General features: G+C 65.8%; 12 protein-coding genes. 10 read left to right on the plus strand and 2 right to left on the minus strand.

Annotated elements, in window-relative coordinates:
* Positions 1 to 38 precede the first annotated feature (38 nt).
* Genes KF886_08855 through hypE form a run of 10 tightly spaced genes read left to right on the plus strand, consistent with a single transcriptional unit; the run spans position 39 to position 9,617 of the window.
* Positions 39 to 1,487: a Ni/Fe hydrogenase subunit alpha gene (locus tag KF886_08855; GenBank protein MBX3177456.1), complete on the plus strand. Its 1,449-nt coding sequence runs from the start codon at positions 39 to 41 to the stop codon at positions 1,485 to 1,487.
* Positions 1,484 to 1,987, plus strand: coding sequence for a hydrogenase maturation protease (locus KF886_08860; protein ID MBX3177457.1), 504 nt, complete (start codon positions 1,484 to 1,486; stop codon positions 1,985 to 1,987). The genes KF886_08855 and KF886_08860 overlap by 4 nt, the downstream gene beginning before the upstream one ends.
* Positions 1,947 to 2,348, plus strand: a complete 402-nt coding sequence (locus KF886_08865; protein MBX3177458.1) for a response regulator — start codon at positions 1,947 to 1,949, stop codon at positions 2,346 to 2,348. The genes KF886_08860 and KF886_08865 overlap by 41 nt, the downstream gene beginning before the upstream one ends.
* A gap of 33 nt (positions 2,349 to 2,381) precedes the next feature.
* Complete coding sequence (locus tag KF886_08870; protein MBX3177459.1) at positions 2,382 to 3,842, plus strand: hypothetical protein; 1,461 nt, start codon at positions 2,382 to 2,384, stop codon at positions 3,840 to 3,842.
* A complete protein-coding gene (locus tag KF886_08875) occupies positions 3,835 to 4,206 on the plus strand; it encodes a hydrogenase maturation nickel metallochaperone HypA (protein MBX3177460.1) in 372 nt (123 codons plus the stop codon). Before KF886_08870 ends, KF886_08875 begins: the two co-directional genes overlap by 8 nt.
* Positions 4,207 to 4,223: 17 nt before the next feature.
* The gene (hypB, locus tag KF886_08880; GenBank protein MBX3177461.1) at positions 4,224 to 4,892 is read left to right on the plus strand and encodes a hydrogenase nickel incorporation protein HypB; all 669 of its coding nucleotides are present in this window, start codon (positions 4,224 to 4,226) and stop codon (positions 4,890 to 4,892) included.
* Positions 4,893 to 4,901: 9 nt separating this feature from the next.
* Positions 4,902 to 7,205, plus strand: coding sequence for a carbamoyltransferase HypF (gene hypF, locus KF886_08885; protein ID MBX3177462.1), 2,304 nt, complete (start codon positions 4,902 to 4,904; stop codon positions 7,203 to 7,205).
* Positions 7,196 to 7,453, plus strand: coding sequence for a HypC/HybG/HupF family hydrogenase formation chaperone (locus KF886_08890; protein MBX3177463.1), 258 nt, complete (start codon positions 7,196 to 7,198; stop codon positions 7,451 to 7,453). Before hypF ends, KF886_08890 begins: the two co-directional genes overlap by 10 nt.
* A complete protein-coding gene (hypD, locus tag KF886_08895) occupies positions 7,450 to 8,565 on the plus strand; it encodes a hydrogenase formation protein HypD (GenBank protein ID MBX3177464.1) in 1,116 nt (371 codons plus the stop codon). Before KF886_08890 ends, hypD begins: the two co-directional genes overlap by 4 nt.
* Positions 8,562 to 9,617, plus strand: a complete 1,056-nt coding sequence (hypE, locus tag KF886_08900; protein ID MBX3177465.1) for a hydrogenase expression/formation protein HypE — start codon at positions 8,562 to 8,564, stop codon at positions 9,615 to 9,617. The genes hypD and hypE overlap by 4 nt, the downstream gene beginning before the upstream one ends.
* Positions 9,618 to 9,889: 272 nt before the next feature.
* Here the strand turns inward: hypE and KF886_08905 are convergent, their stop codons facing one another.
* Both KF886_08905 and KF886_08910 read right to left on the minus strand, forming a co-directional pair.
* Entirely contained in the window at positions 9,890 to 12,067 is a 2,178-nt protein-coding gene (locus KF886_08905; GenBank protein MBX3177466.1) for an HAD-IIB family hydrolase, read from the minus strand.
* 54 nt (positions 12,068 to 12,121) lie between these two features.
* The gene (locus tag KF886_08910) at positions 12,122 to 13,120 is read right to left on the minus strand and encodes a Gfo/Idh/MocA family oxidoreductase (protein MBX3177467.1); all 999 of its coding nucleotides are present in this window, start codon (positions 13,118 to 13,120) and stop codon (positions 12,122 to 12,124) included.
* Positions 13,121 to 13,455 lie beyond the last annotated feature (335 nt).

Here is a 13,455-nt window from a genome sequence, read left to right on the forward strand (position 1 = left end):
AATTCATACGCATCACGGATGCGCGGAGGTACCAGGCAATGACACAGGCTGTAACGACCGATCGCCGGAAGGTGGTGATCAATCCGGTGACCCGCGTGGAGGGGCACGGGAAAGTGACCTTGCACCTCGACGACGCCGGCCACATTGAGGAAGCGCGGTTCCACATCATCGAGTTCCGCGGGTTCGAGCGCTTCATCCAGGGGCGGCCCTACTGGGAGGCTCCCACCGTGGTCCAGCGCCTCTGCGGCATCTGCCCGGTGAGCCATCACCTCTGCGCCTCCAAGGCGATGGACGTGGTGGCGGGGGTGGACGAGGTTTCGCCGACGGCCGACAAGATGCGCCGCCTGATGCACTATGGCCAGACCTTCCAGTCGCACGTGCTGCACTTCTACCACCTGGCCTCGCCGGACCTGCTGTTCGGCTTTGACGCCCCGGTGGAACAGCGCAACGTGATCGGCGTGATCCGCGCGCACCCCGATGTCGCTCGGAAGGCCGTCCTGATGCGCAAGTACGGGCAGGAGGTGATCAAGGCGACGGCGGGAAAGAAGATCCACGGCACGGGATCGGTGCCCGGCGGCATCAATAAGAATCTCAGCATTGCGGAGCGGGACGTGTTGCTGCGCGGCATCGACGAGATGATCGCCTGGGCCGTTGAAGGGCTGGAGATTTGCAAGTCGGTCGTGAAGTCCGACATGGACCGCCTGCTCGCCTTCGGCAGCTTCGATTCCAACTTCGTCAGTATCGTGACCGAGGACGGCGGGCTGGACCTGTACGACGGCAATCTCCGCGCGCGGGACCAGGACGGCAAGATCATCTTCGACCAGGTCCCCCCGGCGGAGTACGTGAATTACATTCGCGAGGAGGTCCGCCCCTGGAGCTACATGAAGTTCCCGTACATCATTTCGATGGGCAAGGAACGCGGCTGGTACCGCGTGGGCCCGCTCGCGCGTATCAACAACTGCGATTACATCGACACCCCGATCGCGGAAGCGGAGCGCCAGGCCTTCGTCGCGCTGGGCGGCGGGAAGCCGATCCAGTCGACGATGGCGTACCACTGGGCGCGCATGATCGAGACCGTGCACTCGGCGGAGAAGATCAAGGAGCTGTTGAACGACCCGGACCTTCAGGGCGACGAATTGATCCGGAAGGGCGAACGCCGGGCCTCGGGCGCGGCGTGGATCGAGGCGCCGCGCGGTACGCTGATCCACCACTACGAAGTGGACGACAAGGACCTGATCACGATGGCGAATCTGATCGTGTCCACAACGCACAACAACGAGGCGATGAACCGGGCGGTGCAGACGGTGGCGGCGCAGTACCTGGACGGCCACGAGATCACCGAGGGCCTGCTCAACCACATTGAGGTGGGCATACGGGCCTACGATCCGTGCCTGAGCTGCGCGACACACGCGCTGGGCCAGATGCGGCTGCAGGTGCAGCTCGTGGACCAGTCCGAGAACGTGGTTTCGGAGCTGGTGCGCGGATGAGCCCGGACCGGCATAGACGCACCGTGGTGCTGGGCTACGGGAATCCCGGGCGGCGCGACGACGGGCTTGGCCCGGCGGCCGCCGCGGCCCTGGAGGCGCGGCCTTTGCCGGATGTGGCCGTGGAGGCGGCGTATCAACTCAACATTGAGGACGCCGCGACGCTTGCGGAATACGGAAAGGCGATATTCGTGGATGCGGCCGTGTCGGGGCCGGAGCCCTACGAGCTGCGCCCTATAGCGCCGGCGTCCACCATCGCCTTTACCAGCCATTCGATGGATCCCGCGTCGGTGCTGGCGATATGCGAAGAAAGTTTCTGCCCCGCGCCCGAGGCCTGGGTGCTTGCGATACGGGGGTATGATTTTGCGCTGGGGGAAGGCCTCACCCCGCGGGCCGAAGAAAACCTGAACGCCGCGCTGGACGCCGTTCGCGCGCTGCTTCAGGTCAAGGAGGACAGGACACATGGATGCCGCACGGCACACAAAAACCATACTGACCATTGACGACGATGCCGATATTCGCGCCGCGCTGCGGGTGGTGTTGCAGGCGGAGGGCTTCAGCGTGGGCGAGGCCGCGAGTGGCGAAGAGGGCCTGAAGGTGGCGAAGAGCATCCAGCCGGACGCCATCGTCGTGGACTTGATGATGGAGAAGGTGGACACGGGCCAGCAGGTCGTGAAGGCGCTGCGGGAGAGCGGGTATGATCGCCCGATCTATTTGCTGAGCGCGGCGGGCGATACCGTGCGCTACAACATCGATCCGCGCGCCCTGGGACTCTCCGGCATCTTCCAGAAGCCCATCGACCCGAAGTCCCTCGTGGAAACCCTGAAGGCGAAGCTGCTGCGGGACCAGGGCTCCACAGCCTGATCCACGGCGGCGCGCCCTCCTGGAGCCGTGCCGATGCCCCTGAACCGGAATTCCGGATCGCGGATTGCTCACACACGGGAGTACCCGGTGCTCTCGAATCTGGATCTCCGGCAGCGGCTGCGGGGTCTGGTGCTGGCGCGCTTTGCCGTGGCCGCCGCGATGGTTTTCGGCGCGTTTTTCGCCCGGAACGTTGTCGGCATCGAGCAGTTGGATGTGGGCGCGCTTTGCGTGCTGGCGGCTGTGCTGTGCGGGTACAATGCCGCCGTGTACCTGGTGCTCCGCCCGTACCACCGGGACGACGAGAGCGCCGAGGTGGCCCGTGTATTCCTCGAGCGGGTGCTGCATTTTTCCGTTGCGGCGGACTTCATCGGCCTTACCGTTGCGCTATGGCTTGTCGGCGGCCCGTACTCGCCCTTCCAGGCGTTTTTTATTTTTCACGTTATCATCGCGAGCGTGCTGCTGTCGCGCCGCGCGGCCTTTGCGCACGCGTCGGTTGCGTTCGCGTTGCTCTCTGGGCTGGTTATTGGCACGTGGTTCGGGTGGATACCCGGGCGCTACCCGGAAGGGGCGGTGGCGGCCTGCGCGGATCTTACCGGGCAGTATGTCCTGACTGTGTTGACGGTCCAGGGCCTCCTGATCATGTTGACCGCCTACCTTACGACGCACCTGGTGCACGTGCTGCGGCTGTATACCGAGCGGCTGATGGAAACCAATCAGAAACTGGAGCGGGTCTCCCGGTTGCGGCGGGATTTCCTGCATATTGCGTTGCACAACCTGCGCTCACCGGTTGGTGTCGTGAGCATGCACATGAGCAACCTGGCGCATGGCTACGGCGGCCCGCTGACCGCGGACCAGCAGCACTGGGTGGAACGATCGCAGGCCCGGCTGCACGAGCTGAGCCGTTTCCTGAACGATCTGGAATACCTCGCGGCGCTGGAGGCGGATGAGCTTGACCATCAGATGGAGCCGGTGGACCTGGGCGCGTTGGCGGCGGAGCTGGTGGAGGAAAACCGCGACCTGGCGGAAAAGTCCGGGCACACGTTGAGGATCGAGACCGGCGATGGCGCGCTCGCGGTCTCTGGTATCGCCCGCCTGATACGCGAGGCCATCGCGAACTACATCACGAACGCGATCAAGTACACGCCGCGGGGTGGAGAGATCTCCGTTCGCGTTCTTGAGCGCGGGCAGACCGCCTGTGTGGAGGTGGAAGATACCGGGATCGGGATCGCGCCGGCGGATCAGGGGCAGCTTTTCCACGAGATGGTGCGGATCGCGCACGGGAACGCGGAGATCGGCGACGTCGCGGGGTCGGGCCTGGGGTTGTACATCGTCCAGCGCATCGCGGAGATGCACGGCGCGAAAATCGGCGTCCGCAGCCAGGTTGGCGCGGGAAGCACGTTTTCCTTGTGCTTTCCGAAGCTGCCGGGGTTTGATGGGCGAACGGAAAACGGGTATAATACTAGAAAAGATTCGGAAGGGCGCGACCATGCATGAATTCAGCCTTGCGGAGCGTATACTGGAGTGCGCGCTGGAAGTTTCCGGCGAGCACGGGGGCGCGGCCATCGAGCGGGTCGTGCTGGAAATTGGCGCGCTGCGGGCGGTCGTCCCGGAGTCGCTGAAGTTTGCGTTTGAGGCCGCGTCAATGGAAACCGCCGCGGAGGGCGCCCTGCTCGAATGGCGCGAAATACCGGCGGAAGTCGAATGCCGATCCTGTCTTGAAACATACTGCCCACAGGACATTGTCTGGTGCTGCCCCGGTTGCGGGGCCACGGGCGGCCGCGCTGTTCGCGGCGATGAACTTATCATAACCAGTGTGTCGTTGTCGGACACCCCCTGCCTTGAGGGGGCGATCCGGTAGTCGCAAGGAGGTGCCCCATGGAAATCAATGTTGTCCAGAAGGTCATGAAAGTGAACGACGAACTGGCCGAAGCGGTCCGCAAGTCGCTCGCGGATGCCGGCGTGCTTGCCCTGAACATCATGAGTTCCCCGGGGTCCGGCAAGACTACGCTTATCGAGAAGACGCTGGCCGCGTTGAACCACTCTATCCGCGTCGGCGTGATCGAGGGGGACCCGGAGACCTCGCTTGACGCGGAACGCATCGCGAAGTACGACGTTCCGGTGACGCAGATCGAGACCGCGGGCGGTTGCCACCTGGAGGCGAATCTCGTCCAGCGCGCGCTGGCGAACTTCGACCTGCCGAATCTCGACCTGCTGATCATCGAGAATGTGGGCAACCTCGTCTGCCCGGCGAGCTTCGACCTCGGCGAGGCGGCGAAGGTGGTGATGGTGAGCACGACGGAGGGGCACGACAAGCCCGCGAAGTATCCGAACATGTTCCGGAAGGCCGATGCGATTATCCTGAACAAAGTGGACCTGATGCCCTATGTGGACTTCAATTTTGAGAAGTTTCGCGACTATGTGCACCAGCTGAACCCCGGCGCCCCGCTGATCGATATCTCGTGCGTCACCGGCGAGGGGCTGGACGCCTGGCTGCTGTGGATCGAAGAACGGCTCGCGCTGGAATCCGCCCAACCGGTTTCCTGAGGGGGGCGGATGCGGGCTTCGCGCACAACGCCTCCCCCGGCGCGGCGGCGCCACCGGCTTCTCGTGCGCGGGCTCGTGCAGGGCGTGGGCTTTCGTCCCTTTGTATACCGCCTGGCGCGCGAACTCATGCTGGGCGGCTACGTGACCAACACGGGGGCCGGCGCGTGCGTGGAGATCGAGGGGCCGGCGGCGGCCCTGGAGGCTTTTCGGGCGCGGCTCTTCGCCGAGCTTCCTCCGCCCGCCGCCATCACGGAATGCACCGTCGAGGAGATTCCGGCGGGGGCCGGCGCGGGCTTCTCGATCCTGGAGAGTGATCGCGCCGGGCGGATGCAGGCGCTGGTCCTTCCCGATATCGCGACTTGCGCCGAGTGCCTGGCCGAAATCCGTGACCCCTCGGATCGGCGCTATCGCTATCCCTTCACCAACTGCACGCATTGCGGCCCGCGCTACAGCATTATCGAGGCGATGCCCTACGACCGCCTGTACACGACCATGGCCGACTTCACGATGTGCGCCGACTGCCGCCGGGAGTACGAGGACCCCGGCGACCGGCGCTTCCACGCGCAGCCGGTGGCCTGTCCCGCGTGCGGTCCGGCGCTTTCCCTGTGGGACCGCGACGGTACTATGGAGGCGCGGGGCGACGAAGCGCTGCGCGCCGCGGCCGCGATCCTGCGAAATGGGGGGATCCTGGCGCTGAAGGGACTCGGCGGATTTCAGTTGCTCGCCGATGCGGGCAGCGATCGCGCCGTGGCCCTGCTTCGCGAACGGAAGCGCCGAGATGCAAAGCCCTTTGCGCTGATGTACGCCGATACCGCGTTGATGGCGGCGGACTGCGCGATCGATCCGGTGCGCCTCGCGGTCATACAGTCGCCGGAGGCCCCCATCGTGCTGGCGCCATCCCGGCCGGAGGCCGCGGCGCTTCAGGCGCGCATTGCGCCGGACACGCGCTTCCTGGGCGTCATGGCGCCGTATACGCCGCTGCATCACCTGCTGCTGGCGGAGCTTTCCGGGCCCGCCGTCGCGACGAGCGGGAATCTGGACGAGGAACCCATTTGTATTGACAACCAGGACGCGCTTTCGCGGCTCGCGGGTATCGCCGACGCGTTTCTGGTGCACGATCGCCCGATCGCGCGGCAGGTGGACGACTCCATTGTCACGGTTGTGGAGGGCGCGCCGATGCTGCTGCGCCGTGCGCGCGGGTACGCGCCGGGGCCGCTGGATTCCGCCGCGGGCGGCGAGGATGTGCTTGCGGTTGGCGCGCATTTGAAGAGCAGCGTGGCCTATCGCAAGGCCGGGACGATATTTCCGAGCCAGCATATCGGCAACCTGGAGAACGTCCTCGCACTGGACGCCTTCCGGAGCACGGCGGACAGCATGCGGCGGCTGTTCGAGGCGGCGCCCGTTCGGGTGGTCCACGATCTGCACCCGGATTACGCGAGCACGCGGCATGCGCTCGCTCTGGGGCTGCCGGCGCACGGTGTGCAACACCACTACGCGCACGTGCTCTCCTGCATGGCGGAGCACGGCCTGGAGGGGCCGGTGCTCGGGGTATCCTGGGATGGGACGGGGTACGGTTTGGATGGTACAATATGGGGAAGCGAGTTTCTCCGTTGCACGCGTACCGGGTTTGATCGCATCGGCAGCTTGCGCCCGTTCCCGCTTCCGGGCGGCGATGCGGCGGCGCGCGCGCCCTGGCGTTGCGCGGCCAGCCTGCTCCACGGCATCGGCGCGCTGGACGTGCTGGCGAAATTCGGCCTGACGGAGACGGTTCCCGAACCGGAATGGCGCCTGGTCCGGCAGATGCTCGACCGGAAATTTAACGCGCCCGTCACCACCAGCATGGGCCGCCTCTTCGATGCCCTCGCGAGCCTCTGCGGCCTCTGCCAGCACAGCCAGTTCGAGGGCCAGGCGGCGATGCGGCTGGAGCGCGCGGCGGCGGCCTGGCATGGCCCCGCGCACCCGTTGCCCCTTCCCGCCGAAGCGGAGGGCGGGCGGATGCAGCTGGACTGGCGCGGCATGGTCGCGGAGACGGTGGCGGCCCGGCGCGCAGGTGTTCCGGCGGGCGCCATCGCCCTCGGGTTTCACGAAGCGTTGGCCGAGGCCCTCGCGCTGGTTGCGCGGGACGCGGGCCTGCCGGTGATTCTCACGGGCGGCTGTTTTCAGAATGTGTTGCTGCACGAACTGGCCCTGGCGGCCTTGAAACGGAATGATTGCCGCGTATACCGGCATGGTGCGGTTCCGCCCAATGACGGCGGAATTGCGGCCGGCCAGGCGTGGTTTCAGCCGGCTGGAGAAGAAATACCATGTGTTTAGCCGTACCCGGTGAAATTCTCGAAATAACCGAAGAGGATCCGCTTGCGCGGCAGGCGAAGGTGAGCTTCGGCGGCTTGGTGAAGCCCGTGTCGCTGGCCCTGCTTCCCGAGGCGTGTGCGGGGGAATACGTGCTGGTGCACGCGGGCGTCGCCATCAGTGTGGTCGACGCGGAGGAAGCTGAGAAGACCCTGGAGTACCTCCGCGAGATCGACGAACTGAACGAGCTGGAAGACGGGGCCTCCCCATGAAGTACATGGACGAATACCGCGACCGCGATGCGATCCTGCGTCTCGCCGAGGCGATCCGACGGACCGTGACCCGGCCGCACGCGATCATGGAGATCTGCGGCGGCCAGACCCATGCCATCGTCCGCTTCGGGCTGGATCAGCTGCTGCCGGACGAAGTCACGCTGGTGCACGGGCCGGGGTGCCCGGTTTGCGTTACGCCGGTCGAGATGATCGACAAGGCGATCGCGCTCGCCGCCATGCCCGATGTGATCCTGTGCACCTTTGGCGACATGATGCGGGTGCCGGGCTCCGAGCACGACCTCCTGGGCATCAAGGCGCGCGGCGGCGACGTGCGGTTCGTGTATTCGCCGCTGGACGCGGTGAAGGTGGCGGAGGAAAACCCGGGCAGGCAGGTGGTGTTCTTCGGCATTGGCTTCGAGACGACGGCGCCGGCGAACGCGCTGGCGGTGAAAACGGCCGCCGCGCGACAGCTCCGGAATTTTTCCATGCTCGTGTCGCTCGTGCTCGTACCGCCGGCCATGGAGGCGATCCTGTCGGCGGAGCGTTGCGCGGTCAACGGCTTCCTCGGGCCGGGGCACGTCTGCACGATCATGGGCAGCGAGGAATACGAGCCCATCGCGCGGAAATACCGCGTGCCCATCGTGATCAGCGGCTTCGAACCGCTGGACCTGCTCCTGGGCATTCACATGTGCGTGAAGCAACTGGAAGCGGGCCGATGTGACGTGGAGAACCAGTACGCGCGGTCGGTGGCGCGGGCGGGCAATGCGGCCGCGCGCGCGCTGCTCCAGGAGGTTTTCGAGATCAGCCCGCAACAATGGCGCGGCCTGGGCCCGATTCCCGCCAGCGGAATGCGCCTGTCGGAGGCGTACCGCGATTTCGACGCGGAGGGGCGCTTTGAACTGGCGGGCGTGGTCGCGCGCGAGTCCGAGGAGTGTATCAGCGGGGAAATCCTGCAGGGGCTGAAGAAGCCGTGTGACTGCCCGGCCTTCGGGACGCGCTGCACGCCGGATCGCCCGCTGGGCGCCCCGATGGTGTCGAGCGAAGGGGCCTGCTCGGCCTACCACCGCTACCGCCCGGCCCTCGCGCCGGCCCAGACGGGAGAATGCGCATGAACGGCAAGCCCGCGCCCGCGATCGCGTGTCCCCTGCCACTTCCCGACCAGGGACACATCACCCTGGCGCACGGCGGCGGCGGCACGCGCATGCACGACCTGCTGGAGCGCGTGTTCCTGAAGCGGTTCCGGAACGAACTGGGCGACGGCCAGACCGACGCCGCCACGATCGCCGTGGGCGAAGGCCGGTTGGCCTTTACGACGGATTCCTTCGTGGTCGATCCCCCCTTCTTTCCCGGGGGCGATATCGGATCGCTCGCAGTGCACGGCACGGTCAACGATCTGGCGATGGCCGGCGCGGAGCCGCGCTACCTGTCCGCCGCGTTCATTCTGGAGGAGGGCTTCGAACTGGCGCGGCTGGAGCAGGTGGCGGATTCGATGCAGGCGGCGGCGCTCGCGGCCGGGGTCCAGATCGTGACGGGGGACACCAAGGTCATCGAGCGGCAGCGCGGCGGCGGCATCTACATCAACACGGCGGGCATCGGCGTGGTTCGGCCTGGCGTGGCGCTGGGTCCGGGCGCCATTCAGTCGGGAGACCGCGTGATCATCAACGGCGATCTCGGCCGGCATGGCATGGCGATCATGACCATGCGCGCGGGCTTCGACGTGGATACACCCATCGAAAGCGATTCGGCGGCGCTGTGGCCCGAGGTGAAGGCCCTGCTCGACGCGGGCATCGCGGTGCATTGCCTGCGCGACCTGACCCGGGGCGGCCTCGCAAGCGCGCTGAACGAACTCAGCGCGTCGTCCGGGCGGGCGATACACATTGCCGAGGACCGGGTCCCGGTGTTGCCCGCCGTGCGCGGGGTCTGCGAGATTCTCGGCTTCGATCCGCTGCACGTGGCGAATGAGGGGCGCTTCGCGGCGATCGTGGCGCCGGAGGATGCGGCGCGGGCGGTGGCGATTTTAAGTGCGCTGCACCCGGACGCGCCCGCGGCGGACATCGGCGCGGTGACGGACGCGGCGGAGCGGCGGGTGACGTTGGAAAGTGTGATCGGGGTGACGCGGGTGCTGGATATGCTGAGCGGGGAGCAGTTGCCCCGGATTTGTTGAGGGGTGTTGTGGTTGATGGAGGGGGGTGGCTTTTTGGGGTACAGCCTCGGGCGGGGGTGTTTGTGGTTGTTGGAAGGGTTGGGGTGGTATTTCCGCCCGATGCAGTCCCCCTTTTTGGGGTGCAGCCACGGGCGGGAGTGCTTGTGGTTGTTGGAAGGGTTGGGGTGGTATTTCCGCCCGATGCAGTCCCCCTTTTTGGGGTACAGCCACGGGCGGGGGTGCTTGTGGTTGTTGGAAGGGTTGGGGTGGTATTTCCGCCCGATGCAGTCCCCCTATTCTCGGGGGAGGAGGCCGTAGTGGCGGAGGCCTTCGATGATGCCGGCGGCGTATTCGGCTTTTGCGAAGTAGATGCGGCTGGTGTCGCGGCGGAGGGGTTCGAGTTCTTCGGCGTAGTTGCCGACGGCGATGCCGCTGGTGCGGCCTTTGAGCATGTCGGCGTCGTTGCCGGAGTCGCCGGCGGTTGCGATGCGCTCTATGGGTATGTTCCATTTGTTGGAGAGGTAGCGGACGGCCTTGCCCTTCGAGGCCCGCAATGGGAGTACATCGACGTAGACGCCGTGGGAGAAGATCACGGTGTGGGGCACGCCGCAACGTCCCAGGGCGTCGTGTATGCGGGGTAACGCTTCATCCGCAGGGGTGTCCTTGTCAAGGTCGTAGCTGACCTTGAATTCGCGCTGGGTGTTCTCGTCGGTCTGGATGGTGAGGAAGGGCAGCTTGTCGAGGGCGTCGCGCACGCGGTCCGGGCGCCACTTGCTGCGGAGGTGGCTCGCCCAGCCCTTGTCGGGCACGAGGTCGCGGCCGTAGTAGATTTCCGCGCCGACGGAGGAAATTATGACATCGAGCTCGTCGATACCGTGCTCTTCCAGGACGTCGAGGACCATGTCCTTGTAGCGCCCGGAGGCCACGCCGAAGCCGATGCGGCCCCTGTGATCCTTGAGCAGGGCGAGCAGGCGCTGCATGGATTCGTCGTCGCCGAGGAGGGTGTTGTCGATGTCGGTGAGGAGAAGCGCTTCGACGTCGGCGAGCCGCCGTCCGGGGGCGTCGTTGCCGTACTTCAGGAAGATGGTGCTCTTTGGGGTGGCGTTGACGATTTCTCCGACGGCTTTGAGGTAGTCCAGGCAGTGTTTTTGCCAGGAATAGTGCTGGCGGACGCGGTTCACGCCGTTGTCGCTGAAGCGCTGCCAGCGATCGCGGTCGGTGAGGATGGCCTTGATGGCCTTGCCGATTTCGGCGGGCTTGTTCACGTCGACAAGGATGCCGCATTCGCAGTTTTCGACGATGTCCTGGGGGCCGCCGTTTTCGGTGCCGACGAAGGGCAGTCCACAGGCGGCGGCCTCGATGTAGGTGAGGCCGAAGGGCTCGACGAAGGCGCAGTTAACGAAGACGCCGCGCTTGGCCGCGGCGAGGCGGTACATTTCGGGCACGTCGATTTCGGATTCGTGCTTTTTGGGCACGGCCATCTTGCCGTAGAGGTCGTAGCGGTCCATCATGAGGAGCATGTCGGTGAGGACGGCCTGTTCGGCGTCGGGGAGGTCGGTGATGGAGCGGCGGATGCCCGCGAAGATGGCGAGGTTGGCGAGGGCCTGGAGTTCCTTGTCCTGCCCGTAGGCCTCGACGAGGGCGTTGATGTTCTTGCGTTTGTCGGGGCGGCAGAGTGCGAGGATGACGGGCCGGTCGTTGTTGTAGTGGAATCGGTCGAGCTCGGCCTGCATGCGCATCCGGGCCTGTTTCCAGCGTTCCTGGATGTTGTCGGGGGCCACTTCGTATTCGTAGTAGGGGAAGAAACGCTCCAGTGCGGTTCCCGGCGGGATGACGGCGAAGCGTGGGTCCTTGCCGTTGTAGTAGCGCTTGTACTGCACGTCCCGCTCGTGGCGGGTGCTGGTGACGACGAGGTCGGCGCTGGAAAGGGCCTTTTCCTCGGCGTCGATGCGGAGGTGCATGTTGTATTCGCGGTTGATGTGTTCCTCGGGCATGCCCTGGGATTCGAGATAGGATTTTTTGTCGCGGCCGAGCGAGTGGCCGGTGAACACGAAAGGCACGCCGAAGGCGGAGGATACCGCGTTGGCGATGTAGCCGGCGTCGGCGTAGTGCCCGTGGACGAGCGTGGGTAGTTTGCCCTCCTTGCGCGTGAAGGTGATCATGGCGTCCGCGAAGTCGTCGAGGTAGGGCCAGAGGCGCTCCTTGCGGATGTATCGCGGGCCGCCGCAGGGCAGGCGCACGATGCGCGTTCTGGGACCGAGTTTTTCGATCTCTTCGCCGTAATCGGACTCGACGCGCTTGTCGCGGATGCGCCGCGTGAACAGGTCGACCTGGCTGACGCCGTCCATCTCGCCGAGGGTTCGGGCGAGATCGATCACATAGCGGACCTGTCCTCCGGTGTCGGAGTCGCGGCCCATTTCGATCCGCTCGCCCCGTATGAGGCCGTGAATGCTGATAAGCTGGATATACATGCTGCTCCTTTTCCTGCCAAACCGAAGCGCCGCCCGCCCTCGCCGCGCCGGCGGTTAGTGATCCGTTTCGTCCGCGGGATAGCGGAGGCCCCATTGCTGGCGGATTCGGTCCAGCGTTCGGGCGATGCGCAGGCTCATCGCGTGCGGGACGATCGGGCTTTCGAAGCGGCCCTGCCGCACGCATTCCGTGACTTCGCTCGCTTCCAGGTGGTAGCCGTATCCGGTGCGTTCGAAGGTTGTGGTCGCGGGGCCGCCGCCGGTGTCCAGGGACCAGGCATCCGGCTGCGAGAAGCGGTGGGGGATGCGAATCACGCCGTTTTCCCCCGCGATGAGCGCTTCCTGGGGCGCATCGTGGCGGAGGGAGGTGCTCAAGAGGGCGCGGCGCCCGCCGCCGAAATCGAGAATCATCGCGGCGGACTCGTCCACCCCGGTTTCCGCGGGCGACCAGGACGCCTGGATCCGTTCGGGCTCTTGTCCATAGACCATGTCGGCCAGCGCGACGGTGTAGATGCCGATATCGAGGAGGGCTCCGCCGCCGAGTTCGAGGTTGAAGAGGCGGCTTTCGGGGCCGGCCGCCGCCCTGTAGGAGAAATCGGCGACGACGAGGCGCACGTTTCCGATGGCGCCGGAGGCCAGGGCCTCGCGGACTTGCCGGATCGCGGGGAAGAATGCGGTCCAGAGGGCTTCCATGAGAAAGCGGCCGTGTTTTCGGGCGGCGTCCACCATGCGGGCGGCTTGGGGGGCGTTCATGGCGAGGGGCTTTTCGCAGAGGACGTGCTTGCCGTGCTCCAGGCAGAGGAGGGTGTCGGCGCAATGCCTGGGGTGCGGTGTTGCGATATAGACGACATCGATGGCGGCGTCGCGCACGAGCGTTTCGTAGTCGCCATAGCGGACGGGTATCTCATGCGTGTCGGCGAAGGCGTCGGCGCGGTCCTGGGTGCGCGATGCCACCGCGCGCAACTCGGCTCCAGGTACGAGGCGCAGATCCTCCGCCATCTGCCGGGCGATATCGCCCGTTCCCAGGATTCCCCATGTGATTGGTTGGTCCATCATCATCGACCCGCGGTTGCGTTTTTGTCCGGGCGGTGGCGGTCAGACTCCTGTGGGTTGAGTAGGCGGCGTTGGCGAACGATATCGCCAGCAGCCGCATGTTCAGTATGGCAGATGCCCGCCGCGTGGTCAACGCGCGGCCGGGCGGCGGGCTACAAACGCTTGTGACGGGATTTGGGTCGCCCGAAATGGACGGCGGGGACGCCCACCACGGCGCGTCTTCAACCTGCGCTCCCGGCCTTTGCCACTTCCTTTTTGGGTATGTTGTAACTTGGGTTGGATGAGGTGGTCTTGGGGATGTCTTTTCGGAGCAGGCATTCATGACGCTTCGCGCCACC

Source organism: Candidatus Hydrogenedentota bacterium, from assembly GCA_019637335.1.
Lineage (GTDB): Bacteria > Hydrogenedentota > Hydrogenedentia > Hydrogenedentales > JAEUWI01 > JAEUWI01.

Excerpts from the sequence above, each read along its gene's own strand:
- KF886_08855 (MBX3177456.1), top strand. The coding sequence starts at position 39 with ATGACACAGGCTGTAACGACCGATCGCCGGAAGGTGGTGATCAATCCG.
- KF886_08860 (MBX3177457.1), top strand. The coding sequence starts at position 1,484 with ATGAGCCCGGACCGGCATAGACGCACCGTGGTGCTGGGCTACGGGAAT.
- KF886_08865 (MBX3177458.1), top strand. The coding sequence starts at position 1,947 with ATGGATGCCGCACGGCACACAAAAACCATACTGACCATTGACGACGAT.
- KF886_08870 (MBX3177459.1), top strand. The coding sequence starts at position 2,382 with ATGCCCCTGAACCGGAATTCCGGATCGCGGATTGCTCACACACGGGAG.
- KF886_08875 (MBX3177460.1), top strand. The coding sequence starts at position 3,835 with ATGCATGAATTCAGCCTTGCGGAGCGTATACTGGAGTGCGCGCTGGAA.
- hypB (MBX3177461.1), top strand. The coding sequence starts at position 4,224 with ATGGAAATCAATGTTGTCCAGAAGGTCATGAAAGTGAACGACGAACTG.
- hypF (MBX3177462.1), top strand. The coding sequence starts at position 4,902 with ATGCGGGCTTCGCGCACAACGCCTCCCCCGGCGCGGCGGCGCCACCGG.
- KF886_08890 (MBX3177463.1), top strand. The coding sequence starts at position 7,196 with ATGTGTTTAGCCGTACCCGGTGAAATTCTCGAAATAACCGAAGAGGAT.
- hypD (MBX3177464.1), top strand. The coding sequence starts at position 7,450 with ATGAAGTACATGGACGAATACCGCGACCGCGATGCGATCCTGCGTCTC.
- hypE (MBX3177465.1), top strand. The coding sequence starts at position 8,562 with ATGAACGGCAAGCCCGCGCCCGCGATCGCGTGTCCCCTGCCACTTCCC.
- KF886_08905 (MBX3177466.1), bottom strand. The coding sequence starts at position 12,067 with ATGTATATCCAGCTTATCAGCATTCACGGCCTCATACGGGGCGAGCGG.
- KF886_08910 (MBX3177467.1), bottom strand. The coding sequence starts at position 13,120 with ATGATGGACCAACCAATCACATGGGGAATCCTGGGAACGGGCGATATC.